This is a genomic window from Mycolicibacterium hodleri (assembly GCF_025822245.1).
GTDB lineage: Bacteria > Actinomycetota > Actinomycetes > Mycobacteriales > Mycobacteriaceae > Mycobacterium > Mycobacterium hodleri.
Window position 1 is genome coordinate 231406 of record NZ_JACKTL010000017.1, and the last position, 24602, is coordinate 256007.

Annotated in this window: 22 protein-coding genes and 1 pseudogene; 10 read left to right on the forward strand and 13 right to left on the reverse strand. The window is 68.7% G+C overall.

The features are described from left to right. Positions 1 to 261, forward strand: a complete 261-nt coding sequence (locus H7J06_RS05130; RefSeq protein WP_264037534.1) for a hypothetical protein — start codon at positions 1 to 3, stop codon at positions 259 to 261. Here the strand turns inward: H7J06_RS05130 and H7J06_RS05135 are convergent. Further along, a complete protein-coding gene (locus tag H7J06_RS05135) occupies positions 234 to 1433 on the reverse strand; it encodes an acyl-CoA dehydrogenase family protein (protein WP_264037535.1) in 1200 nt (399 codons plus the stop codon). The genes H7J06_RS05130 and H7J06_RS05135 overlap by 28 nt on opposite strands. A gap of 52 nt (positions 1434 to 1485) precedes the next feature. On the opposite strand from H7J06_RS05135, the gene H7J06_RS05140 reads away from it, so the two are divergent. Both H7J06_RS05140 and H7J06_RS05145 read left to right on the forward strand, forming a co-directional pair. After that, entirely contained in the window at positions 1486 to 2688 is a 1203-nt protein-coding gene (locus H7J06_RS05140) for an NAD(P)/FAD-dependent oxidoreductase (protein ID WP_264037536.1), read from the forward strand. Then, entirely contained in the window at positions 2685 to 3020 is a 336-nt protein-coding gene (locus tag H7J06_RS05145) for a cupin domain-containing protein (protein WP_264037538.1), read from the forward strand. Before H7J06_RS05140 ends, H7J06_RS05145 begins: the two co-directional genes overlap by 4 nt. A 31-nt stretch (positions 3021 to 3051) precedes the next feature. On the opposite strand, the gene H7J06_RS05150 is transcribed toward H7J06_RS05145, so the two are convergent. From H7J06_RS05150 to xylA, 4 genes are all read right to left on the reverse strand, one after another. Next, positions 3052 to 4317 (reverse strand): sugar ABC transporter permease, encoded by a 1266-nt coding sequence (locus tag H7J06_RS05150; RefSeq protein ID WP_264037539.1) that lies wholly within the window; start codon positions 4315 to 4317, stop codon positions 3052 to 3054. An 11-nt stretch (positions 4318 to 4328) separates the two neighbouring features. Continuing rightward, on the reverse strand, positions 4329 to 5114 hold the full coding sequence (locus tag H7J06_RS05155; protein ID WP_264037540.1) for an ATP-binding cassette domain-containing protein: 786 nt from the start codon (positions 5112 to 5114) through the stop codon (positions 4329 to 4331). A 7-nt stretch (positions 5115 to 5121) separates the two neighbouring features. Next, positions 5122 to 6216, reverse strand: a complete 1095-nt coding sequence (locus tag H7J06_RS05160; RefSeq protein ID WP_264037541.1) for a sugar ABC transporter substrate-binding protein — start codon at positions 6214 to 6216, stop codon at positions 5122 to 5124. Positions 6217 to 6301: 85 nt separating this feature from the next. After that, on the reverse strand, positions 6302 to 7525 hold the full coding sequence (gene xylA / locus H7J06_RS05165; RefSeq protein ID WP_264037542.1) for a xylose isomerase: 1224 nt from the start codon (positions 7523 to 7525) through the stop codon (positions 6302 to 6304). A gap of 92 nt (positions 7526 to 7617) precedes the next feature. Here xylA and H7J06_RS05170 point away from each other — a divergent pair, with 92 nt between their 5' ends. Then, positions 7618 to 8808, forward strand: coding sequence for an ROK family transcriptional regulator (locus H7J06_RS05170; RefSeq protein WP_264037543.1), 1191 nt, complete (start codon positions 7618 to 7620; stop codon positions 8806 to 8808). On the opposite strand, the gene H7J06_RS05175 is transcribed toward H7J06_RS05170, so the two are convergent. Continuing rightward, complete coding sequence (locus H7J06_RS05175) at positions 8710 to 10761, reverse strand: acetate--CoA ligase family protein (protein WP_264037545.1); 2052 nt, start codon at positions 10759 to 10761, stop codon at positions 8710 to 8712. The genes H7J06_RS05170 and H7J06_RS05175 overlap by 99 nt on opposite strands. Positions 10762 to 10771: 10 nt before the next feature. Further along, positions 10772 to 12415, reverse strand: coding sequence for a phytoene desaturase family protein (locus H7J06_RS05180; protein WP_264037546.1), 1644 nt, complete (start codon positions 12413 to 12415; stop codon positions 10772 to 10774). A gap of 114 nt (positions 12416 to 12529) precedes the next feature. Between H7J06_RS05180 and H7J06_RS05185 the strand changes: the two genes are divergently transcribed. Continuing rightward, the gene (locus H7J06_RS05185; protein WP_264037547.1) at positions 12530 to 13189 is read left to right on the forward strand and encodes a TetR/AcrR family transcriptional regulator; all 660 of its coding nucleotides are present in this window, start codon (positions 12530 to 12532) and stop codon (positions 13187 to 13189) included. Here the strand turns inward: H7J06_RS05185 and H7J06_RS05190 are convergent. Together H7J06_RS05190 and H7J06_RS05195 are read right to left on the reverse strand one after the other, a co-directional pair. Then, complete coding sequence (locus tag H7J06_RS05190; RefSeq protein ID WP_264037548.1) at positions 13170 to 14327, reverse strand: ABC transporter ATP-binding protein; 1158 nt, start codon at positions 14325 to 14327, stop codon at positions 13170 to 13172. The two genes, H7J06_RS05185 and H7J06_RS05190, sit on opposite strands and share 20 nt — an antisense overlap. Continuing rightward, positions 14324 to 15700, reverse strand: coding sequence for an aspartate aminotransferase family protein (locus H7J06_RS05195; RefSeq protein ID WP_264037549.1), 1377 nt, complete (start codon positions 15698 to 15700; stop codon positions 14324 to 14326). Before H7J06_RS05195 ends, H7J06_RS05190 begins: the two co-directional genes overlap by 4 nt. A gap of 90 nt (positions 15701 to 15790) precedes the next feature. On the opposite strand from H7J06_RS05195, the gene H7J06_RS05200 reads away from it, so the two are divergent. Genes H7J06_RS05200 through H7J06_RS05215 form a run of 4 tightly spaced genes read left to right on the forward strand, consistent with a single transcriptional unit; the run spans position 15791 to position 20046 of the window. Continuing rightward, the gene (locus H7J06_RS05200; protein WP_264037550.1) at positions 15791 to 17050 is read left to right on the forward strand and encodes a polyamine ABC transporter substrate-binding protein; all 1260 of its coding nucleotides are present in this window, start codon (positions 15791 to 15793) and stop codon (positions 17048 to 17050) included. Continuing rightward, entirely contained in the window at positions 17008 to 17961 is a 954-nt protein-coding gene (locus tag H7J06_RS05205) for an ABC transporter permease (protein WP_264037551.1), read from the forward strand. Before H7J06_RS05200 ends, H7J06_RS05205 begins: the two co-directional genes overlap by 43 nt. Further along, on the forward strand, positions 17961 to 18851 hold the full coding sequence (locus H7J06_RS05210) for an ABC transporter permease (protein WP_264037581.1): 891 nt from the start codon (positions 17961 to 17963) through the stop codon (positions 18849 to 18851). The genes H7J06_RS05205 and H7J06_RS05210 overlap by 1 nt, the downstream gene beginning before the upstream one ends. Before the next feature lie 49 nt (positions 18852 to 18900). Further along, on the forward strand, positions 18901 to 20046 hold the full coding sequence (locus H7J06_RS05215; RefSeq protein WP_264037552.1) for an aromatic ring-hydroxylating oxygenase subunit alpha: 1146 nt from the start codon (positions 18901 to 18903) through the stop codon (positions 20044 to 20046). Here H7J06_RS05215 and H7J06_RS05220 read toward each other — a convergent pair. Then, positions 20043 to 21479: a M28 family peptidase gene (locus tag H7J06_RS05220; protein WP_264037553.1), complete on the reverse strand. Its 1437-nt coding sequence runs from the start codon at positions 21477 to 21479 to the stop codon at positions 20043 to 20045. The two genes, H7J06_RS05215 and H7J06_RS05220, sit on opposite strands and share 4 nt — an antisense overlap. Next, on the reverse strand, positions 21476 to 22963 hold the full coding sequence (locus H7J06_RS05225; RefSeq protein WP_264037554.1) for a M28 family metallopeptidase: 1488 nt from the start codon (positions 22961 to 22963) through the stop codon (positions 21476 to 21478). Before H7J06_RS05225 ends, H7J06_RS05220 begins: the two co-directional genes overlap by 4 nt. A 116-nt stretch (positions 22964 to 23079) precedes the next feature. On the opposite strand from H7J06_RS05225, the gene H7J06_RS05230 reads away from it, so the two are divergent. Further along, positions 23080 to 23826: an SDR family oxidoreductase gene (locus tag H7J06_RS05230; RefSeq protein ID WP_264037555.1), complete on the forward strand. Its 747-nt coding sequence runs from the start codon at positions 23080 to 23082 to the stop codon at positions 23824 to 23826. 1 nt (position 23827) lies between these two features. Here H7J06_RS05230 and H7J06_RS05235 read toward each other — a convergent pair whose 3' ends face one another. Both H7J06_RS05235 and H7J06_RS05240 read right to left on the reverse strand, forming a co-directional pair. Beyond that, on the reverse strand, positions 23828 to 24319 hold the full coding sequence (locus tag H7J06_RS05235; protein WP_264037556.1) for a MarR family winged helix-turn-helix transcriptional regulator: 492 nt from the start codon (positions 24317 to 24319) through the stop codon (positions 23828 to 23830). 7 nt (positions 24320 to 24326) lie between these two features. Next, positions 24327 to 24602 (reverse strand): annotated as a pseudogene (locus tag H7J06_RS05240) (SGNH/GDSL hydrolase family protein); the annotation flags it as partial.

Consider the following 24602-nt stretch of genomic DNA (forward strand, 5'->3'; position numbering starts at 1 on the left):
ATGAAGAAGATGGCAGCAGTGCTGTTGACGGCCGCGGCGATGGGGGCTCTGCCGTTCGCAATCGCGCCGGCGGCTCAGGCCGACATCTGTGCGGGCGCGGGCGGTCGGCACGTGGCGGTGGGCGGTTGCACCAACGTCGCCGGCGACGTGGCACGGGGCGTGGCGATCGCCTCGTCGGACACCCCGTACGTGTGGGGCGAAGTGCCCTGCTACACGGTCGAGGGCGTGCCGTACTACACGCCTCCCGGCGACCCTTGCTGACGCCCCTCCAACACCGCTGACGGACCCCGGTTCATCAGCTGGCGGGCGACGATGAGGCGCTGAATCTCGCTGGCGCCCTCCCAGATTCGCTCGACGCGTAGCTCGCGGTACATCCGCTCGGCGACGTTCTCGCGCATGTAGCCTCGCCCGCCGAAGATCTGCACGCTGCGGTCGGCCACCCGGCCTGCCACCTCCGAGCAGTACAGCTTGGCCATCGACGCCTGTGCGTGCAGCGTCTTGCGGTCCGCGCCGCCGTCGACCGACCGGGCCACCTCGTAGAGCATGGTGCGCGCGGCGAACAGCTCGGTGGCGCTGTCGGCCAGCATGCCCGCCACCAGCTGGTGCTCGCCGAGCGGCTTGCCGTCGACCACGCGGTCCTTCGCGAACGCCGTCACGTCGTCGACGAGCCGCTGGGCGGCTCCGACGCACCGGGCCGCGACCATCAGCCGTTCGAAGCGGAACCAGTCCTGGGTGAAGGTCATGCCCTCCCCCTCGGCGCCGACGAGGTTCTCCACCGGCACCCGGACGCCGTTGAACGCGACGATCGGATGCTCGTCGGCGATGTGGTGTGAATACTGCGGTGTCCGAACGACTTCCACGCCCGGCCAGGGCAGGTCGACGATCAGCAGGACGTGTTGACCCTCGAACTCGCCGCCGACCAGAACCGCCTGCACGAAGCAGTAGTCGGCCAGGTTGTAGGACGTGACGTGCCACTTGACGCCGTCGATCACGTACTCGTCGCCATCACGGCGCGCCGTGGTCGCCAGCGCGGAGACGTCCGAGCCGGCGAACTCCTCGGTGATGGCGTACGCCTCGTGCTTCTCGCCCCGCACGGCGGGCAGTAGCCACCGCTCGCGCTGGTCGTCGGTGGCGACGTCGACCCACCACTGCGGCGGGGTGGCCATCACCCAGCCGAGTCCGTTGGTGGCCCGACCGCACTGCTCCTGCACCAATACCTGTTGCAACGAGGTGCAGCCCCGGCCCCCCACGGACGTCGGCATGTTGGTGGCGAAGAGGCCCAAATCAATTGCCCGGCCGTGATGTTCGGCGGTCACCTCCTTCGGAAGCTGACCGCCCGCCAGCTCGGCCTCGAGTTCGAGCGGGATCAGCGAGTCGACGAAGTCGCGCGCCGTGTCCTGGATGAGTCGATCAGCCTCCGATAGCCCGTACATCCACGCTCCTCGCTCTTGACTGAGCGTTCAGTCTATGTCAGCGTTCAGTGCTATGACTAGTTCCACCCAGGCCGACGTGGTGGTGGTCGGTGGCGGGACCGTCGGCGCGTGGACCGCCGTCCTGCTCGCCGAATCCGGCGTCGGCAAGGTCGTCCTGCTCGAGGCGGCCACGCTCGGCGACGGTGCCAGCAGCCGCGCCGCGGGCATGGTCCGCGCCCAGGGCGGCACCGAGCCCGCGATCACGCTCGGTCTGCGCGCCCAGGAGTTCTACGCCGCAAGTGGTGACCGCTTTCCGCTCGACTGCGGGTTCGTCGCCCAGGGCTATCTCATGCCTGCGTTCACCGAAGCCGAAGTGCAGCAGGCTCATTCCCGCATCGCGCTGCAGCAGAGCCTCGGTCTCACCGTGGAATGGCTCAGCAGCGACGACCTCGACGCCAGAACGACGGGCCTGGCGCCCGGCGTGACGATGGGCGCGTCCTACGCCCCCGGGGACGGCTACCTCGACGCGCCCCGCAACGTGCTCGCCTACACCGCCGCATTGGTGGCGCACGGCGTCGACGTTCGCGAGCACTGCGCGTTCACCGGCTTGCGCACCGCAGGCGGACGGGTGGTCGGCGTCGACACGACCGACGGACCGGTCGACACCGAACGGGTCGTCCTGACCGGCGGGCCAAAGCTGGCCGCGGTGGGCCGCGCGGCGGGTGGCCGCATCCACGCCGGCGGCGCCCGTCATCAGGTCGTCGTCACCGCCGCACCATCCGCCGTCGACGTCCACGAACTTCCCATGGTCTTCGACGTCACGTCCGGAATCTATTGGCGGCCAGGTGAAGCCGGTGGGGTGCTGTGGGGCATGAGCAACCCCGACGAACCGGCAGGTACCGCGGTCGACTTCGACACGCTGTACTACCGCAAGGCGCGCGACCGCATGGAGCAGCTCTTTCCGGCGGTCAAGGGCCTCGGACTTCGACGGTCGTGGGCGGCGACCATCGACTACACCCCCGACCATCTGCCGATCCTCGGCCCGTTGCTCACCGACGACGGCCCGATCGAGGGCACCGTCGTGGCCAGCGCCGCCGGCCACGGCATGATGTGGGGCCCCGCGGTGTCGCAGGTGGCGGCCGACCTGACGATGACGGGCCGGTGCGACTGGCTCGACCTCACCGACCTCGGCCTCGACCGGTTCGACGCCGAGGGCAACAGTCGCGTTGCCCCGGAACCAATTTCACTCCCATTCCCCGAGAGGGCCTCTCAGTGATCACCAGCCTGCTCCCCCACGCCGCCGATGCCGAGCTCGAGGACTGGGGGCCGCTCGACGAGGCCACCGGAGCGCCGATGGCCACCCACGGGTTGGAGGTCTGGGTGGACGGCGACGCGTCGGCCGGCATCTGGCAGTGCGCACCGGGCCCGTCCCGGTGGACGCTGGAGACCCACGAGGTGATCTACCTGGTGGCGGGCCGCATGACGGTCACCCCCGACGGTGGCGAGGCCTCCGAGATCGGGGTCGGCGACGTCGCGGTGTTCCCGAAGGGCTGGACGGGCACGTGGGACATCCACGAGACCGTGCGAAAGGTCTACTCGATCTTCTGAAGCGGCTCCGGTCCTTCTGAAACGACGCCGGTCAGCCCAGGCCCGTGGCCGAGCGGCGGCGCCGCGAGATGGCGTCCACGCTGGCCGCGAGCAGCAGCACGCCGCCGGTGACCAGGAAGTTGATGTAGGACGACTGGTTCAGCAGGCCAAGGCCATTGGCGATGGTGGCGACGACCACGCCGCCGATGACCGCGTCGACCGCCCGCCCCTTGCCGCCGAACAGGCTGGTGCCGCCGATGACCGCCGCGCCGACGGCGTACAGCAGGACGTTGCCCGCACCCGAGGACGCCGACACCTTGCCGCCGTAGGACGCGGCGATGATGCCGCTGACGGCCGCCAGCGAAGAGCCGATCACGAACACCGAGATGCGGATCCGGTCGACGTTGATGCCGGCGCGCCGAGCCGCCTCCGCGCTGCCGCCGACGGCGTAGAGGTGTCGACCGTACCGAGTGCGCGTGAGCACGAACGTGAGCACGATGAGCAGCACCACCACCAACGGCAGGACGTAGGGGATGCCGCGGATCTCGACCCTCGGGTTGACGCTGCGGTTGAGGCTCAGCAGGAAGGTCACGCCCAGCGTCACCGCGGCCACGCCGAGGATTCGCGCGATCACGACTCCCAGTGGGGCGTGGTGTAATCCGGCCGCGACCTTGCCGCGGTGCTTGATTAGTTCGACGCCGGCGAAGACCACGACGACGAGGAGCGCGCACGCCCACCCGACGGCCACCGGGAGGTTGCCGATCGTGATGCCGCGGATGACGGGGTCGTCCACCCGGACCGAACCGCCCTCGCCGATCAGCTTGAGCGTGACGCCCTGCAGGCCGAGGAAGAACGCCAGGGTTACGACGAACGACGGGATGCCCAGCTTGGCCCGCAACAGCCCGATCGACAGTCCGATGAGCGCGCCGCAGAGCACGCCGCCCAGCACGCCTGCCCACCACGGCCAGCCCTGACCGGTCATCGTCAGCGCCATCACGCAGGCGGACACGCCGCCCGCCACCCCGGCGGACAGGTCGATGTCGCCGAGCAGCAGCACGAAGACCAGGCCCATCGCGAGCACGCAGATCGACCCGGCCTGGGTGACCAGGTTGGCCAGGTTCAGCGCCGAGAGGAAGCGCTCGTTGGCCAGGCCGAACACCGCGAAGAGCACGATGAGTCCGAGGATCGCGGGCAGCGATCCCATGTCACCGCCGCGCACCCTCGCCCAGTAGCCGCGGGCCGCGTCGGCGAACGTGGCATCCGAGTGGCTGTCGACCGCAAAGGCCGTGTCGTCGAGTTCGGCCTTGGTGGTTGTCATGTCGCGATCCTTCACGTCGACTGGGCGGCGTCGGCAGGAGCCAGGCCGAGGCTGCCGGAATGCCCGGCGGTGATCAGCTCGACCACCTGTCCTCGGGTGACCTCGGCGGTCTTGACCTCGGCCGCCACCCGGCCCAGGTACAGCGCGCAGATCCGGTCGGCCACCTCGAAGACGTCCATCATGTTGTGCGAGATCAGGACGACGCCCAGGCCTTGGTCGGCCAGGCGTCGCACCAAGTCGATGACCTGCCGCGTCTGCGCCACGCCCAGTGCGGCCGTCGGCTCGTCGAGCAGGACGACCTTGGAGTTCCACAGCACGCACTTGGCGATCGCGACGGTCTGCCGCTGCCCTCCGGACAGGCTCGAGACGGTCTGTCGCACGGACTTGACCGTCCGCACCGACAGGGACGCCAGCGCCTCGCGCGCCATCGTCTCCATCTTCGCCTCGTCGAGCACGCCCCGCCGACGGATCTCCCGGCCCAGGAACATGTTCGAGACGATGTCGAGGTTCTCGCACAGCGCGAGGTCCTGGTACACGACCTCGACGCCAAGGGCGGCAACGTCGTTGGGGCCGTGCACCGTCACCCGCTCGCCCTCGAACAGGTACTCGCCGCCGTCGATCGGGTGAATCCCGGCGATCGCCTTCACCAACGTCGACTTGCCGGCCCCGTTGTCCCCGACGAGCGCCGTGACCTCGCCGGGGTAGACGGCGAAGTCGACGTCGCGAAGCACGTGCACCATGCCGAAACTCTTGTTGACTCCTCGAAGTTCGAGGATGGGCGTCACCTGGTTGGTCATCGGTCGGTCAGAGCCCCGCCGCGCTGCACATGGGGGCGAACTGGCCGGCACACACCTCGTCCTTGGACTGGCCACCGTCGGAGAGGACGACGTCGACGTTGGTCTTCGTGATCGACTTCGGGGTCAACAGCACCGAGGGAACGTCGCGATTGCCCTTGTCGTCACGCGACTTCCCTGGTGCGTCCACCGACTCGCCCTTCGCCAGCGAGATGGCGGCCTTGGCGAGCGCGCCGGCTTCTTCCTTGGCCGACTTGTAGACCGTCATGCACTGGGTACCGGCGAGCACGTTCTGCAGACCCTCGACCGTGGCGTCCTGACCGGTGACCGGCACCTGACCGGCGCGACCGTTCTTCTCCAGGATCGAGATCACCGAGCCGGCGAGGCCGTCGTTGGCGGCGTAGACACCGTCGATCCTGCCGTCGGCCGCGGTGTTCATCTGCTCGAAGATGGTGACGGCCTTGTCGTTGTCCCAATCCGGAACCGACTGCTCGCCGACGATCTTCACGCTCGGGGTCTTGTCGACCACCGAGTGCGCCCCGGCGGTGAAGAGGGTGGCGTTGTTGTCGGTGGGAGAACCGTTGAGGAACACCACGTTCGACGGCTTGCCCGCCAGGCAGTCGACCAGACCCTGGCCCTGCAGCTGACCGACGGTGGTGTTGTCGAAGGACACGTATACGTCGGCCGAGCCGCCAAGGGTGAGCCGGTCGTAGTCGATGGTCTTGACGCCCTGGCTGGCCGCCTTCTGCTGAATCGCGGCACCGCTGTCGGAGTCGAGGTTCACGATGGCCAGCACCGTGACGCCGTCGGCGATCATGCCGTCGGCGATGGTGGCCATGTTGTCCGCCGAACCCTCGGCGTTCTGAATCGTGTACGGCACGCCGGCGGCCTTGAAGGCCTCCTCGAGGGCGGGCCGGTCCTTGGACTCCCAGCGCACCGACGACTTGGTGTCGGGCAGGATCACGCCGATCTTGCCTTGAGACTTGGCATCACCGCCGCCACCGCCCCCGCCGTTGTTTCCGCCGCTCCCGCTGCTGCTGCAGGCGGACAAGACCAGCCCGGCGCCGACGACTACGGCAAACACCAGTGATGGCACTCGGTTCATGGATTGCTCCCCACATCTCGATTTGTTCTTGCCGACAACATATAGCGTGACGTGCATCACGTCTAGCGTCTGACGTTCCCCTTGCTCAACGAGCACCCAGCAGATGCTCGATGGCCAGCTGGTTGAGGCGGACGAAACCGAATCCCCTTGCGCCAAAATATGATTGGGCGTCGAAGTCCTCCATGGCCGATCGGTCGGCCAGCAGGTCGCGGTAGCTCTCGCCGGGGTCGAGGGTCGGCCGGCGCAACTCCTGGACCTGGGCCACCTCCATGGCCTCGGCAACCTCGGGATCGGCCCGGAACGCAGCCGCGCGCTGTTTGAGCAACAGGTACATGCGCATGTTGGCCGCCGCGGAGAACCAGACTCCGGAGGCGTCCTCGGTACGGCTGGGCTTGTAGTCGAAGTGGCGCGGACCGAGATAGCTCGGGCCCCCGTGTGGGCCGCCGTTCTCCAGCAGGTCGACGAGCGCGAAGGCGTTGGCCAGGTCGCCGTGACCGAAGACGAGGTCCTGGTCGAACTTGATGCCGCGCTGCCCGTTCAGGTCGATGTGGAACAGCTTCCCGGCGTCCAGCGCCTGGCCGATGCCGTGCACGAAGTTCAGGCCTGCCATCTGTTCGTGGCCCGTTTCGGGGTTGACGCCGACGATCTCGGAGTGGTCGAGCGTCTCGATGAACGCCAACGCATGTCCCACCGTCGGCAAGAGGATGTCGCCCCTGGGCTCGTTGGGCTTGGGCTCGATGGCGAAGCGCAGGGAGTAATCACTGTCGACGACATACTGGCACAACAGGTTCAGCGCCTCGCGATAGCGCTCGAAGGCGGCTTGGACGTCCTTGGCACTATCGTACTCGCTGCCCTCCCGGCCGCCCCAGAGCACGAACGTCTCGGCTCCCAGTTCGGCGGCCAGGTCGATGTTGCGCAGCACCTTGCGCAGCGCGAAGCGTCGCACGGAGCGGTCGTTGCTGGTGAATCCGCCGTCCTTGAACACGGGCTGGGAGAACAGGTTGGTGGTCACCATCGGCACCACCATCCCGGTGGACTTCAGCGCCGCCACCAGCCGGTCGACCGCCCGCCGGCGTTCTGCGTCCGACGACCCGAACGGGAACAGGTCGTCGTCGTGAAAGGTCAGGCCGTACGCGCCCAGGTCGGCAAGCCGCTCGACGGCTTCGACCGCGTCGACCTCCGGCCGCGTGGCGACGCCGAACGGGTCGGACGCGGTCCACCCCACGGTCCACAATCCGAACGAGAACTTGTCCGAGGGCTGCGGGGTGACGCCGTCGGCGATTGCGACACTGGACTGGGCTACGGACATCTCCGCCTCCTGGCTGTAGATTTGTTCAGCGCCCGAACTTATAGTGTGGTCCACGCCACTGTCAACGGGTAGATTTCGAGGGGAGGACCACCGTGAACCGCGTCGCCAGGATCGGTACCAGCACCGATGACGTCCGCAGGCGGAACCTCTCCGGGGTGTTGACGCTGGTGCACCGGCACCGGGGCATGAGCCGTGCCGAGCTGACCCGCCGCACGGGGCTGTCGCGGTCGACGGTCAAGGATCTCGTCGAGGAACTGGCCGCTCACCGGCTGATCGAGGAGACCCGGCCCGCCGCCTCCGCGCAGGTCGGCAGGCCCAGTCCCGTGGTGCGGCCACACCCGGGCACGCTGGCGATCGCGGTCAACCCCGAAGTCGACTCGCTCACCATCGGCCTCGTCACGCTCGGCGGATCCGTTCTCGAAGTGACCAAGCGGGCCACCCCGGGCGCCCTCACCGCGGAGCAGACCGTCGACCTCGCGGCCGACATGATCGACCGGCTGAGGCGGCAACTCGACCCGGACTGCACCGTCACGGCCGTCGGCGTCGCCGTCCCCGGCCTGGTGCACGCCGCCGGGGCCACCATCAGACTGGCCCCGCACCTCGACTGGCACGACGCCAGGATCGGTGAAATGCTGGGCGCGGCAACTGAATTGCCGACGTTTGCCGCCAACGACGCCAACCTGGGTGCGATCGCCGAGCACATCTTCGGGACTCACGCCAACGCCGACCACATGGTGTACGTCAACGGTGGCGCGGGCGGCATCGGCGCGGGCGTCGTGGTCGCCGGGCAGCTGCTCGACGGTGCCGCGGGTTACGCCGGCGAACTCGGCCACACCTACGTCGGCGGCGCACGGCAATGCCATTGCGGCGCAATCGGATGCCTGGAGACCGAGGTCAGCCAGTCGCAAACCTACGAGAAGGATTCCAGCGTGCGGGCCACGACGGTCGAACGCCAGGCACATTACCTCGGCATCGCGCTCGGCAACGTCGTCAACCTGCTGAACCCCGGTCTGGTGGTGCTCGGCGGCTTCCTGCGGGTCTTTCCCTCGGTGGCGGCGGACACGCTCGACGAGGCCATCGCCCGGCACGGCCTGCGCGCCCCGCGGGAGATGCTGCGGATCGTGCCAGCCAGCCTCGACGCGGACACCCTGATGATCGGTGCCGCCGAACTGGCCTTCGCCCCGCTACTGGCCGACCCCGCCTCGCTGTACCACCAGGGCGTCCACGGCGATCGCACCGGCGGCCGAGACGATCACCGGGTTGGCCTCGACCGCCTCGAGTGACTCGACGAGTTCGACTGCCAGCTGCGAGAATCCGACGACGACCCTGGCCAGTGCGCCGACGTCACTCGCGGGGGCGCCACGCCAACCGTCGAGCAGGGGCCGGATTCGAAGCGCCTCCAGCATGCGCAGTGCGCCACCGTCGGACACCGGCGGGCACGCCAGCACGCGATCGGCGAGGAGCTCGACCAGGGTTCCGCCGGCGGCGACGACGACCAACGGACCGAATGCCGCATCCCGCACCACGCCCACCGACACCTCGACGCCGTCGGGCACCATCGGTTGTATCGTGACCGACGGCCCCAACCGGTGGGCGAGGTCGGCATACGCCACCCGCACCGCCATGGCGTCGGCCAGGTCGAGCGCGACGCCGTCGACGTCGCTCTTGTGTTGGGCGGCAGTAGTCTTCACGACCACGGGATAGCCGATCTCCTCGGCCACCGCCACGGCATGGTCCACGGTGTGCGCCTCGGTCGCCCGGGCGACCGGTATCCCGTAGTCGGCGAGCAGATCGAAGGCCAGCGCGGGGTTCCAGTTCCGCAACCGCGCCTGCCACCGTCGTCGCCGGTCGACGTCGACTGCCGGCTCGGCGCACTCCAGACGCGCTGGCCACCGGGCCAGGTGCCCGAGCGCGACCACACCGCTGCGGAAGCCCTCCAGTATGGGAATGCCGTTGTCCCGCAAGCGGGCCGCCGCGTCACGGTCGACGGCGGCGGGCACGGAGGTCACGACGGCAAGCGGGGCGTCCGTCTCCGCGGCGACGTCGAGAACCGCGTCCACATAGGCGGTGTCACCGTCGAACTCCGGCACCAGGTCGACGGCGAGGGCGGTGACAGCGACGGCGGGGTCTTCGGTCATGACGCGTAGGCACGCCCGGAACAAGGCCCTGGTGTCGGCTCCGGTGCCCCAGACGTCCAGCGGGTTGGTGGCGACCAGGCCGTCGTCGAGCAGGTCCTCCACGGCCGACAGCGACCGCGCCGAGAGCTGCGCGAACTCGACGCCGACCTCGTGGGCCAGGTCGGCGATCATCGCCCGTTCGGCGCCGGAGTCGTGCACCGTGGCGATGCGGTCACCCGGCCCGGCCCGCCGTCCCGCGCTGAACAATTCGACCGCGTCGACGAACTCGGCCATGTCCCGCACGCGGACCGCCCCGACCGAATCGCAGAACGCCTGCCACGCGGCGTCACCGCCGGCCAGCGCTCCGGAGTGGGCGGCGACCATGGCCTGTCCCGTTGGCGACCCGCCGACCGGGAGGACCACCGCCGGGATCCCTCGGCCGTGGGCGCGGCGCAACGACTCTCGTAGCCGGGGTATGTCGCGCGGGGTCTCCAGCAGCAGCGCCAGGACCTTCGTGCCGGGGTCGTCCAGCGCGTAGTCGACGTAGTCGGCAGTGGTGGTGACGAGTTCCTGCCCCGAGGACACGGCCAGCCGGAAGCCGAACCCGCGACGGGACCGCAACAGCGTCGAGAACGCGGATCCGGAATGGGTGACCAGGCTGACCCCGCCCGCGGGCAACACCTCCGGTTCGAGGTACCCGAGGGCGCGAAGTCCGATGGCGTTGTTGACGAAGCCCATGCATCCCGCGCCGCACACGGCCATCCCGGCCTCCGACGCCACGGCGGCCACCTTCTCGCGGACACCGTTGGCCGCGCCGAAGACGACGGCCGATCGAGCACCGGCGTCGGCGGCTGCTGCCACCTGTTCGACGAGCACGCCGTCGGGCACGCCCAACAGCACCAGGTCGACGGGTTCGTCGAGGTCGGCCAGCGACGGCGCGCACGGTACGTCGCCGATCCGGTCGTAGCGGGGGTTGACCAGATGCATCCGTGCGGAACTACGCCGAGCCTCGACGATCATGCGGGCGCCGAAGCTGTCCTCGCGTGCGCTCGCGCCGACGATCGCCACCGATCGGGCTTCGAGCATGGCGGCCACCGCCGCGCGGCGCTGCTCCCCCACGGATCAGGCCCTAGGACGAGCGGCTCAGGGCGGCGCGGAGCCGCCCGGTGGCCCGCTTCTTGTCCGCCAGTGCGGCCTTGGCCGCCTGCCAGCCCGGGATTCCGCAGACTCCGCCACCGGCGTGGGTGGCCGAACTGCCGTTGTAAAGCCCGGCGATCGGGGTGCGGTAGTCGGCGAAGCCGGGCGCCGGCCGCATGTGGAACAACTGCTCCAGCGACAGCTCGCCGTGGAAGATGTTGCCGCCGATCAAGCCGTACTCCTGCTCCATCTCGTGCGGGCCGACGACGTCGCGGTGCAGGATCGAGGCCTTGAAGCCGGGTGCCACCTGGTCGTAGAGATCGATCAGCCGGTCGGCGTAGGCGTCGAGTTCCTGCGTGTGCGGGGCGTCGGCCCATTCCGCAGGTACCCACTGGGTGAACAGCGACATGATGTGCGTGCCATCGGGATTGAGCGTCTTGTCCAGAGTGGTGGGGATGACGCCGTCGCTGAAGGGCATCAGTGCCGGCTTGCCGAGCCGGGCGTCCTGGAAGGCCGCTTCGATGTACTCCATCGTGGGCGCCATCTCCACCGAACCGGTGTGGTGCTCGGCAATGCCCGAACTCGGGTCGGCGGTGAAGTTGGGGAGCTCGCCGAGCGCCAGGTTGATCTTCACGACGCCGCTGCGGGTCTTCCAGTGCTCGATGTCGCGGACGAAGTCGTCGGGCAGCTCGTGGCGCGGGATCTGGTCGAGGAAGGCGGTCCGTGGGTGCAGGGTGGTGACGACCAACGGCGCGGTGATCTCCTCGCCGTTCTCCAGCACCACGCCCTCGACCTTGCCACCTCGCACCTTCAGGGTGGAAACCCTTGCATTTGTTCGGATCTCGGCTCCAAAGGCTCGCGCCGAGCGGGCGATGGCCGCCGACACCCCGCCCATGCCGCCTTCGGGGAAGCCCCAGCTGCCGAGTTGCCCGTCACCGACGTCACCGATCGAGTGGTGTGCCATCACGTAGGCAGTGCCCGGCTCGTACGGGCCGGCCCAGGTGCCGATCACGCCGTTCACCGCGAGTGCCCCCTTGATCTGCGGGGACTCGAACCAGTCGTCGAGCAGGTCGGCGATGCTCATCGTCAGCAGGCGGGTGACGTCCGCGGTCATCCGGGTGGTGATGCCCTTCTGACTCCACGCCAGCTTGGCGAGGTCGAACAGGTCGGACGGCTTGTGGGAACCGATGTTTGGCGGTACCTGGGTGAGCAGCGGACCCATCACCTCGGCGATGCCCTCGAGCCATGCGTTCCACCTGGGCCACGCGTCGGCGTCCCGCTTGGAGAACTTGGCGATCTGCTCGTGCGTGCGGGCCGGATCGTCCTCGAAGATGGTCAGCGACCCGCCTTCGGGGAAGGCCTGGTAGTAGGGCCCCATCGGATGGACCTTGTAACCGTGGCGTTCCAGGCCGAGGTCGGCGACGATGGTCGGCGGCATCAGGCTGACGACGTACGACAGCCGGGTGACGCGCAGGTGTGGGGCGTCCTCCCACGGCGACTCCGTGGTCGCCGCCCCTCCGAGACTGCCCCGGGATTCCAGCACCAGGGTCTTCGCCCCGGACCGGGCCAGATACGCGGCCGCGACGAGACCGTTGTGCCCTCCGCCGACGATGACGGCGTCGTAAGCGTTGGCCATGAGCGACCTTCTTCCGTGTGGTGGACGACTGGCCTGACTGACTGTTCAATCTAATCGAGTGTTAGGCTTGCAGACAAGTAGCAGTGCCGCCACTGGAGGGGGATCGAGAGCGACATGGCCGAACCTGCGGCTGCGACGGAGAACAACGAGGGCCGTCGGGTCGAGATGCTGGACGCCGCAGCGAGCTTGATCTGCGAGCGCGGCTTCGGCGACACGCGCATCGCCGACGTCGCCAAGCGGGCCGGCGTCAGCTCCGCACTCGTCATCTACTACTTCGGCACCCGGGACCGCCTGCTGGTCGACGCCCTGCGCCACTCCGAGGAGTCGTTCTATGAGGCGGCGGAGAAGATGCTCGCCGAGGTCACCTCGATGCGCGAGCGGTTGTCGCTGCTGATCAGGTGGACGGTAATCCCCCAGGCGGACAACGAGATTCCCGGCGCTTGGGGATTGTGGTTCGACCTGTGGGCGCAGGCCTTCCGCCACGAAGAGGTCAAGGCGGGACGGGTCGAGCTCGACGCCCGCTGGCGCCGGATGATCGTCGACGCCGTCAAGTCCGGCGAGGCCACCGACGAACTCGGGGGCAGGGTCGACGCCCGGATGTTCGCGCTCGAATTCGCGGCACTGCTCGACGGCTTGTCGATTCAGGTCGCGCTCGAGGATCCCGAGGTGGACTCCGAGATCGCCTACGCCATCGCGATGCGGTTCTGCGAACGCGAACTCGACCTGCCGCCGGTGAAGAAGGGCCAGAAGAAGATCAGGCCGAAGAAGGGCTGAGCTCCTCGTCTGCGGACGCCGCCACGGGGTCGGTCGTCGGCGACGCCGTGCTGCGGTGCAACACCCGAACGGCGTCATGGGCGCACACGCACGTCACCCGGGCTCCGAGGGAGTGCGGCACCGAGGCCGGACCGGCGTTGTTCGGCACCTCGACCACCAACGTCGTCGCGGCGCCGACGTCGACGTGCACCTGCGTCTGGGCACCGAGGTACACGATCTGCGCCACCGTGCCGCTGATGGCGTTGTCACCCGTACGCACGGGGTCGTCGGGCCCCTGCAGCGCGATGCGCTCGGGCCGAATCACGATTGCCGCCGCGCCCCTCGTCACCGATCGGTCGACCACTGCGCCGAGTCGGGTGTCGACCGCCAGACACACCGCCGAGGTGCCGGAGACGTCGACCACGTCGGCGTCGAAGATGTTTGCGGCGCCCAGGAATCCGGCGACGAACGTCGTCGCCGGCGACGAGTAGATCTCCTGCGGCGGTCCGACCTGCTCGACCCGCCCGTCCGCCAGTACCGCGATGTGGTCGCTCATGGTGAGAGCTTCCTCCTGGTCGTGCGTGACGTAGACGAACGTGATGCCGACTTCCCGTTGCACGGCCCGCAATTCGAGTTGCAACTGCCTGCGTAGCTTGGCGTCCAGCGCGCCGAGGGGTTCGTCGAGGAGAAGCACCCGTGGCCGCAAGACCAACGCCCGCGCGAGCGCCACCCGCTGCTGCTGACCGCCCGACAGTTGGGCGGGGCGCCGCTTGGCGAACTTGCCCATCTGCACCAGTTCCAGGGCCTCGCCGACGCGCCGCCGGGTCTCCTCCCGCGAGGTCTTCAGGTACTTGAGCCCGAAGGCCACGTTGTCGGCCACGGTCATGAAGGGGAACAGGGCGTAGGTCTGGAAGACGGTGTTCACCGGCCGACGGTGTGGCGGATCGCCCACCACGTCGCGACCGTCGAGCTCGATGCGCCCCGAGTCGGGCTTCTCGAAACCGGCGATCATGCGCAGCGTCGTGGTCTTGCCGCAACCGGACGCCCCAAGGAGCGAATAGAACTGTCCCGCCGGAATGTCGAGGTCGATCCCCGTCACCGCGGGAACGCCGTCGAAGGACTTCGCCAGCTGGTGCAGACCGATGTGACCGCCCGTCACACCGCCACGGCCTTGGCCAATCGCGCGAAGTTCGCCGCGAACCGGTCGACGTCGGAGTCGTCGTGCTGAACGGACAGCAGCCATTGCTCCACCTTCCCCCATGGTGGCAGGAACACGCCGCCATTGTGCTGAATCAGCCAGTGCAGATGGCCGAGGCGCGCGTCGACCCGGAGGAAGTCGCGGAACTCCCGGACCGGCTCGCGGCGGAACGTCACGCACCCCTTGGCGCCGACCGAGACGACGTGCCAGTCGAACCCGTGCTCGGCGATGACCGCCTCCAGCGTCCCGCGAAGGCGCGTGCCCAACGCGTCGAGGTGGCGGTAGTTGTCGTCGGTGAGCACTTCCGACAGCGTGGCGCGGGTCGCCGCCATCGCCAGTGGGTTGCCGTTGAAGGTGCCCACTTGTTCGTAGCGACCGTCGGCGATGGCCGACATCACCTCCGTCGTGCCGCCGATCGCCGCCACCGAGATGCCACCGCCCAGCGCCTTGGCCAGGCAGACCATGTCGGGCACCACGCCGGAGAGGGCGGTCACGCCGCCCGGCCCGGTGGTGAAGCCGGTCTTCACCTCGTCGAAGACGAGCAGAGCCCCGGCCTGGTGGACGAGGTCTCGAATCGCCGCCAGATAACCGTCGTCCGGGGTGATGATGCCGGCGTTCATCATGACGGGCTCGAGGATCATCGCGGCCACCCGACCCCGATGGTCGGACAGTGCCCGCGCGACCGCGTCGGCGTCGTTGAACGGCACTACGACCACCAGATCGCGAATGGCTGCCGGAATGCCCGAATTGCCAGGCACACCGGTGGGATGATCGCGGGGTCCGATCTCGTCGGCCTCCGGCAGCACCGACACCTGGACCGAATCGTGGTGACCGTGATAGCAGCCCTCCACCTTGATGATGAGGTCGCGACCGGTGAGTGCGCGGGCCAGATGGATCGCGTCCATCGTGGCCTCGGTGCCCGAGTTGGCGAACCGCCACAGCGGCAGGTCGAACCGGCGGGCCAGCTCCCCCGCGATCCAGATCGCGTCCTCGGTGGGTTGCGCGAAGTGGGTGCCCCGGCGGACCCGGTCGCTCACCGCGGCGACGATCGCCGGATGGGCGTGCCCCGCAATGGATGCGCCGTAACCGCCATGCATGTCGACGTAGGAGTTGCCGTCGACGTCGTAGACCTTCGAACCCGCGCCGTGGCTCATCCAGACGGCCTGCGGCTCGGCGATTTGCCAGTTGGACGTGGCCCCGCCGGCGAGGTGCTCACGCGCCCGCACGATCATCTCCGAGCTGCGCGGCTGGCGCCGCAGGAAGATCCGCTCCTCGGTGGCGATGAGATCGTCGACCGCGTCCGACACTTGGCTCTGCAGCACCGTCGAGGGCACGGCGCACCTCCACTTCCTAGCGGTTGACTGAGCATTCAGTCTATGCGAGAGTCCTATCACCGACAAGACGCGAACCTGCGGGAGGCCCGGATGCCAGCCCAGAAGCCGACGCCCCGACAGTTCGCGTCGAATCGTCGCCAATTCCTGCAGCGCGCTGCGCTTCTCGCCGTCACGGCGCCCACCCTGGGCGCCTTCCTCGCGGCGTGCTCGAAGGAACCGGCCGGATCGCAGGGGGCCGCGCCCACGCTGACGATCGCCAAACCGGACAACCCGGTCAAGTGGGACGTCCCGGCTGACAACAAGCCCATCGCGGACGCGTTGGCCCCGGAGAAGGGCGCCACCCTCAAGATCTACAACTACGCCGACTACCTCAGTCCCCAGGCCATCAAGACATTCGAGGATCAGTACGGCTGCAAGATCGAGGTCTCCACCTTCAACGACGGTGACGAGGCCATCACCAAGCTGCGCAGCGGCGTCGACTTCGACATATACAACGCCAATTACACCGAGATGAGCCGACTGGTCACCGGCGGGCTGCTGCGCCCGTTGAACCACACCTATCTGCCGAACATCTCCAACGTGTGGCCGAGCTTCACCAACCCCTGGTATGACCAGGGCTGGCAGTACACCGTTCCGTACACCATCTACACCACCGGAATGGGTTGGCGCAGTGACCAAGTGCCCGCGAACATCGGTGAGCTGAAGAACCCTTACGAATCGCTGTGGGACCCCGCCTACAAGGACAAGACCGCGATCATCGACGACTGGCACACCGCCATGGCGATGGTGCTGTTGAAGCAGGGCATCACCGACGTCAACACGTCGTCGGCCGACGATCTGAAGATGGTCGGCGACCAACTCAGCGCACTGGTCAAGGCAACGTCGCCCAAGGTCACGATCACGATGTACAGCGACATGCCGGCGGGCCAGATCGGCCTGTGCCAGATGTGGTCCGGTGACGTCATCAACGCCCAGTCCTACCTGCCCGAGGGCGTGGGCACAGAGGTGCTGCAGTACTGGTTCCCGAAGGACGGCAAGGGGCTGGTCGACAACGACATGCTGGTCACCCTCAAGGGCGGGAAGAACCCGGTGCTCGCGCATCTGTTCCTCAACCACATGCTGGATCCCGCAGTGGCCAAGGAGAACTTCTCCGCAATCGGTTATCAGCCCCCGCAGAACACCCTCACCGCCGACTCCCTGATCGCCGAGGAGTTCATCCCCGAGAACCTGCGGTCGGCGATCGTCAAGCCCGAGTACTTCGACAGTGGCTATCGCCTGCTCGAGCTGGACGCCGACAACGACGCCGCGTGGCACAACGTCTGGAACGCGTTCAACGCCGGCGGGTCCTAGCAGCGGTGCTGCAGCGGTCCCGCGAACCCAACGTCCGGCTGTGGGCGGCCCTGGCCGCACCGGGCATCGGCTGGTTGGCGCTCTTCTTCCTCGCCCCGCTGTACGTGGTGCTGGCGATCGTGTTCGGTCGCGTCGACCCGCTGTTCCGTACCGCGGTCCCGGTGTGGAATCCGTTGCATTGGAACCCCTCCCAGTTCACCTACGTGCTGTCTCGAATCAGCCCGGACGGGGTCTACTTTCCCGCGCTGCTGCGCACCGTGGGCTACGTCGGCGCGGCGAGCGTCCTGTGCCTGGCCATCGCGTTCCCAGTCGCCTACTACGTGGCCCGGCTGGCCGGCCGACGCAAGGGGCTGCTGATCGCCCTGCTGATCGCGCCGTTCTGGATCAGCTACATGATGCGAATGTTGGCCTGGGTGAACCTGCTTCAGAACGACGGCCTGGTGAACCGGCTGCTGAACTTCGGGGGCCTGTTCGACGTCACCGTCGACTGGCTCACCGGCCAACCGGTCGTGGTGATCCTCGGCCTGGCCTACGGCTACGTCCCGTACATGATCCTGCCGCTGTATGCCGGTCTCGACCGGCTGTCACAACCCATGCTGGAGGCCGCGCGGGATCTGGGCGCCAACCGCGTGTCGTCGTTCCTGCGGGTGACGCTGCCGCTGTGTCGGCCGACGATACTGGCCGCGGTACTGCTCACCTGCCTGCCGATGCTCGGTGACTACTTCACCAACGACCTGCTGTCCGCGTCGCCGAAGACCGCGATGGTCGGCAACCTCATCAACGACAGCGTGCAGGCGCCGGGCCAGACCGGTCAGGCGGGCGCGTTCGTGATGCTGGTGCTGCTCGCCACGGTGTTGCCGATGTTCTACTACGTCCGAGTCACGTTGCGCGGAGACGAGGTTCGGACGTGATGGGCCCCGTGCGAGGACCGGTGGCGTGGTATCGCGACCCGTGGCGAAGCCCCCGCGTGCTTGCCGCCGTCACGGTCTTCTACCTGGTGTGGTCGCTGCTGCCGGTGGCGATCGCCGTGATGTTCTCCTTCAACGACGGCCGATCCCGCACCAATTGGCAGGGGTTCTCCCTGCGCTGGTACTGGGGTGATCCGACGCGGTCGGTGTGGCACGACGCGAGCCTGCACACCGCGCTGCTGCAAACCTTGAAGCTCGGTGTGATCGCCACCGTGATCACCGTGCCACTCGGGGTGCTGTTCGCGATCGGTGTCGACCGCTGGCGCGGCCGGCTGCCGTCCGGGGCAAACGTGCTGATGCTCATCTCGTTCGTGATCCCGGAGGTGCTGCTGGCCGTCGCGCTGCTGTTCGTGGTGACGAACCTGGCGCTGCCGATCGGGCTCGGCACCTCGGCCCAGGTCGTCGGTCTGGTGACCTACCAGGTGGCCTACCCCGCGGTGCTGGTTCGGGCCCGCCTCGCCACGATCGGCAAGCAATACGAAGAGGCGGCAACGGATCTCGGGGCCTCCCCGCTCGGATCGCTGTGGCGCGTCACGATGCCGATGCTGATGCCCGCCATCTTCGCGAGCACCGTCCTGGTCTTCGCCGACGTCATCGACGACTTCGTGCTGGTGCGCTATCTGTCGGCGGGGTCGTCGACGGAGCCGGTGTCGGTCAAGATCTACAACACCGCGCGCGCCGCCCCCACGCCGGCGCTCAACGCGCTCGCCACCCTGCTGTTGCTGGCCGCCCTGGCCGCCGTCGTCATCGGTTATCTGGTGTACCGCCGGATGACGCGGGGCGACGCCACGGCGGCCGATCGCGGTCTCGCCGCCTTCGCCGGCGAGGCCTGACCCGCACCGATCTGTGGACCGGCGACGGCCCAGCGACTATCCTGACTGTATGTTCAAACAGCACGATCCGGCTCCCGTTCCAGCCGACGACCTCGCCGCGAGCCTGGCGCCGTTCGGCTCGTCGCGAATGCTGCCCCGCGAGGCGTACGTCGACCCGGCGGTCTTCGAGTGGGAGCAGCGAAACGTCTTCTCCGGCTGGAAGTGCGTCGGCCACTCCGCCGACATGGCGGGACCGGGCACGCAGCGCGCGATCGGCTCCGGCGCGGACGGAATGCTGTTGGTGACCGGGGACGACGGGGTGATCCGCGCCTTCGCCAACACGTGCCGTCACCGCGGGCACGAACTCCTCGAGTGCGGCACCACCGCCAAGCGGCGCGGCATCGTGTGCCCGTACCACTCGTGGTCGTATCGACTCGACGGAAGCCTGCGCAACGCACCGGGATTCGACGACGGCTTCACCCCGGGCGAGTTCGGGCTCGTACAGCTGCGGCTGGTCGACTGGCACGGCTGGCTCTTCGTCGACGCCAGCGGCACCGACGTCGAATTCACCGACCACGTCGCGGGTCTCGAGGACGTCGTGCGCGGATACCGGCCCGAGGACCTGGTGATCGTCGACCGGCACTCCTACGAGCTGGCCACCAACTGGAAGGTGATCGCCGAGAACTACCAGGAGTGCTACCACTGTTCGACCATCCACCCCGAGCTGTCCAAGATCAGCCCGCCCACCAGTGGGGAGAACCTCCACTTCGAGGGCTCGTGGATGGGCGGCTGGATGTCGATGATCGAAGGCGCCGAGACGATGTCGTTCACCGGCAAGAGCGGCGGCGTGGCCATCAAGGGCCTCTCCGAGCACGAGCTGAGTACCGTCATGTACCTGGTGGGATTCCCGAATCTTTTGGTCAGCCTGCATCCCGACTACGTCATGACGCACCTGATGACCCCGCTCGCCGCCGACCGCACCCACGTCGAATGCGCGTGGGCCTTCCCGAAGGACGTGGCGGCCCGGGAGGACTTCGATGCGTCCTACGCCGTGGACTTCTGGGATCTGACCAACCGGCAGGACTGGGCGGCATGCGAATCGGTCCAGCGCGGTTTGAGCTCGCCCCACGCGCGACCGGGCCCCCTGGCGCCCGACGAGGACGGCGTCTACCAGTTCGTCACCCGCGTCGCCCGTGCCTATCGCGGCACGAGCTAGCCGCGGGCCGGCACCCCGTTCGGTCCCTCGGTCGACTGCGCGTAGGTGCCGACCGCGAAGGCCACCGCGGGACCGGTGATCGACAGCGTGGCCCGGTCGACGTTGGCGATGGTGTCGCCGCGACGCTGATAGTTGGGGTCGAACGCCACCCCGGCGCGGCCACCCCACAAGCGTGCCTGGGTCGCGGTCTTGCGCTGCGAGGACCCGGTCGTGATGCCCCCGATGGGGATTCCGGCGCGGAGGAACGCGCTGTAGTCGCCGGCCAGACCCAGCGGCTGATCGGCCGGCCGTACCCCGGCGAGGTTGAGGTACCCGGCCAGCGTCCGCTCGAGACCGGCCGACCCGGCGGGCACCCGCGCGGCCGGGACGTCGGGATTGGGCTGGCCGGACTGGTCGCCGTCGAGGGTGAAGTAGCCGGCGTTGGTCGAGCCGAGCAGATCGAAGTCCAGGTACAGGGCGACGTCGTCCAACCCGGTGCCACCCAGGCCCGCCACGTACTTCGACGACCCCTGCAGCCCCGTCTGCTGCGCGCCCCAGAAGACGAATCGGACCGCGTTGGTAACCGTCGGCGAACTGCCCAGTTGCACAGCGGTTTCCAGGACCGCCGCGACACCCGACCCGTTGTCGTTGAGACCGGGGCTGTCCGGTGCCGAGTCCAGGTGCGCGCCCGCGACGACGACGTTGTGCGGGTCGCCGCTCTTGGTCTGCGCCACCACGCTTCGCGACGTCACCACCGTGCTCTTGGCGTCCAGGGTCAACCGGACGGCCGCGGTCGTGCGGCGCAGCGCCGCGTCGGCGGCCTCGTCGAGCACGGCGACGGGCGAGGTGAGCTGCTGGTAGTACCCCGGCGTGAACAACCCGGCCGGACTTCCGTCGGCACCGGGATCGCTCACCACGAGTACGCCGATGGCACCCCGGCCCACGGCCGCGTTCTGCTTGTCGACCACCGAACAGCCCTTGTCGTCGACGATCGCGAACGCGCCGCGGACGTTGACAGAGCCGTAGTCACCAGGGGCGCAACCGGACGCCTTCTCCGGTCGCAGGGTGACGCCGCTGAGGCCACCGGCCGGGGTGGACACCAGCGGCGAGGCCTGCGTGACGGGAAAGCTCCGGCCCGACGCGACCAGGGTCGGCCGCCCTGGCGAGGTCATGGCGAGCCGGTCGAACTCGGGCGTCTCGACGTCGAAACCCTCGTCACGCAACGTCTGGGCGACGTAGTCGACGCTCGCGGCGAAACCCGGCGTGCCGTCGGCCCTGCTGTTGCCGTTGGCGGTGGCGATGTCCGCCAACTTCTCCAGGTGCACGTACATGCCGTCGGCGGTCACCTTGTCGGCGAGTTCACGTGCGGAGAGGGCGGCCGGCGCGGGTGGCGTGCTCTGCGACGAGCACCCGGCCACCAGCAGCAGGCCTGCCGCGATCAGTGCGGCTCTCACGACCCGGACACCACGTGACGGGTACGGTCCCCGCGCGCGGGGACGCCGTTGCGTCCGCCGTCGTCGGTGGCGTAGACGCCGATCGCGTAGGCGACCCCCTTGCCCTGGATGTCGAGCGCCGTGCGGTCGAGATGGTCGTAGGTGTCGGAACTCTTGTGATAGTTCGGGTCGAACGGCTCGTCGGCCGCGCCGCCCCAGAGCTTCGCTTCGTCGGCGGTCTTCTTCTCCTCGGCTCCGGCGAACAGCCCGCCCGCCGGAATGCCCGCCTCGGTGAAGCCGTCGTAGTCGGAGCGTCCGTCGAAGTCGGTGTCGCGCGACTCCTTGCCCGCGTCGCCGAGATACGCCGACAGCAGGCGTTCGATGCCCGCCGAGCCCTCCGGCACCCGCGGCACGTCGGGCGTCCGCGGCGCGGACTGGTCGCCGTCGTAGGTGAAGTAGCCGGGGTTCGGCGAGGCCAGCATGTCGAAGTTGAGGTAGAGCGCGATGTCCTTGAGCGCCTCGACGTCGAGGGTCTTGACGTATTCGGTGGACCCGACCAGACCCTCCTCCTCGGCGGCCCAGAAGCCGAACCGCACGGCGTTCTTGACCTTCGGTGAACTACCAAGTTGGACAGCAGTTTCCAGAACGGCGGCCACCCCGGAACCGTTGTCGTTGATGCCCGGCCCCTCGGGGACGCTGTCCAGGTGAGCGCCGGCCATGACGACGTTGTCGGCCGCTCCGGTCTTGGTCTGCGCGATGACGTTGCGCGTGCGGTCGACGCGCACGCCCGCGTTGAGGGCGATCGTCGCCGCCGCGGGCGTTGCGCGCAGGCGGGTGCCGTCGCCCTTGGAGATGCTGACGGCCGGGATCTTCACCTCGGTGTCCTCCCCAAGGGTGCCGCCGCCGATGTCGTCACCGTCGACGTTGTTCGCCACGATGACGGCGGCCGCGCCACGCTCGGCGGCCACGACCTGCTTGTCGCCGAACGGGCAGGCGCCGCGGTCGACCAGGACGACCGCACCCCTGACGTCGAGCCCGTCGTAGTCGGACGCCGCGCACCCGGGCCGGGGTCCGGTGCGGGCGGGCACCAGCCGGCCGGTGACTCCCCCTTCGGGCGTACCCACCGTGTAGTTGAGCGGTGCGGACTTGATCCGCTGACCGCCGACGGTCACGACCGGCTCGTCGGCGAACGGGATACGCACCTCGAAGTCGTCGGTCTTGACGTCGAAGCCCTTGTCCCGCAAGGTCTGGACGACGTAGTCGACGCTCGCGTCGTAACCCGGGGTGCCGAGGGCCCGGTTCCCGCCGTGGGCGTCGGCGATGTCCTGCAGCTTCTTGAGGTGCCCCATCATCGCGTCGGTGGTGACGCGGTCCTTCAACGCCAATGCGAAGTCGGGCGACGACGAACTCTCCGGCGCAGCTGTCTGCTTGGCACACCCCGCGACGCCCGCCGCCAACACCGCCGCCGTCAAGGCAGCCCCAACCGTCCGTGATCTCCGCCGCATCGTCCCAACGTTAGTCACGCCCGACGGAATACCTCCGACGCCATGCCAGTTGATTGACATGTCACGCAAAAGCGCGCACGCTCGAACCACCAAAGAGTCATCCACGAGGAGAAGTCATGGGATCACTGGACGGCAAGAACGCACTCGTCACCGGCGGCACCGCGGGCATCGGGCTCGCCTCGGCGCGGGCCCTGGCCGAGGCGGGTGCACACGTGTTCCTCACCGGCCGCAAGCAGGAGACGATCGACGAGGCCGTGGCGTCGATCGGACCGTCGGCGACCGGCATCCGCAGCGACGTGAGCGACCCGGCCCAACTGGACGCGATCGTCGACGCGATCACCGCCCACGGCGGCGGGCTCGACGCGGTGTTCACCAACGCCGGCGGCGGCGAGTTCGCCACCCTCGACGCGGTGACCCTCGAGCACTACCTCGACACCTTCAACCGCAACGTCGCGGGCACGATGTTCACCGTGCAGAAGGTGCTGCCACTGCTCAACAGCGGTGCCTCGGTCATCCTGTCCGGGTCGACGGCGGCGTCGCGGGGCATTCCGTCGTTCGGCGTCTACGCCGCGTCCAAGGCCGCCGTCCGGTCCTTCGGTCGCACCTGGGCCGCGGAGCTGGCGCCGCGCGGCATCAGGGTCAACACCCTGGTGCCCGGCCCGGTGGAGACCCCGGGACTCGTCGGGCTGGCCCCGGCAGGCGGCGAGAAGGAACTGCTGGAGAGCCTGACCGCCGACGTGACGCTGGGGCGCATCGGGCAGCCCGCCGAGATCGCCGCGGCGGTGGTGTTCCTCGCCTCGTCGGCGAGCAGCTTCATGACGGGCAGCGAGATGTTCGTCGACGGTGGCGAGGTCCAGACCTAGGTCATCGAGGCGCGGGCGGCCACTCCGGCGTGGGCAGCGTGCCCTCGCGCAGGATCGTCCGGTAGACCAGGTCGAGGAGATCACCCAGCTCCTCGACCTGGTCGTCGTCGAGGTCGGAGAAGAACACCTTGCGTACCCAGGCGGCGTGCTTGGGCGCCGCCACCCGTAGCGTGCCCATTCCCGCGTCGGTGAGCATCGCGTCGGTCGCCCGGCCGTCGGTGTCGGACTGCACCCGGTCGACGAGGCCGCGGCCCGCCATCCGCTGCAGGTGGTGTGACAGTCGGCTGCGCTCCCACCCGATGATGGTGGCCAACTGGGAGAGCCTCAGCCGGCGCCCCGACGCGTTGGAGAGCGCGTTCATCACCGTGTAATCGCCGAAGGACAGCCCACATTCGGCCTGCAGGTGCCGGTTCATCTCGTATTCCAGCCGGTGGTAGACGCTCATGTAGTTCAACCAGGTTCGCCCCTGGCTCGGCGTCAACCACACGGCCATTCGGACATCATCGCGATTGGTGAAACTTCACGCAAATCAGCTCGGCCACCGCCCGCATCCCCGCCGCATTGGGATGCAGCGGTGCGGCCCGGCCCGGCAGCGGCAGGCCGAACGTGGTCGTCCACGGGTCGTCCGACCACGCGTGGTGATCGCGGCTTGCCGCGGCGGCCCGCACCACCTCGCAGCCGGTGGCCGCCGCGGCCTCCGCGGTCAGCCGCTCCAAGTCCTCCGCGATCCGCCGGCCGGTCGCCGCGTCGTCGGCCGACAGCGGCCGGGCGGGTGT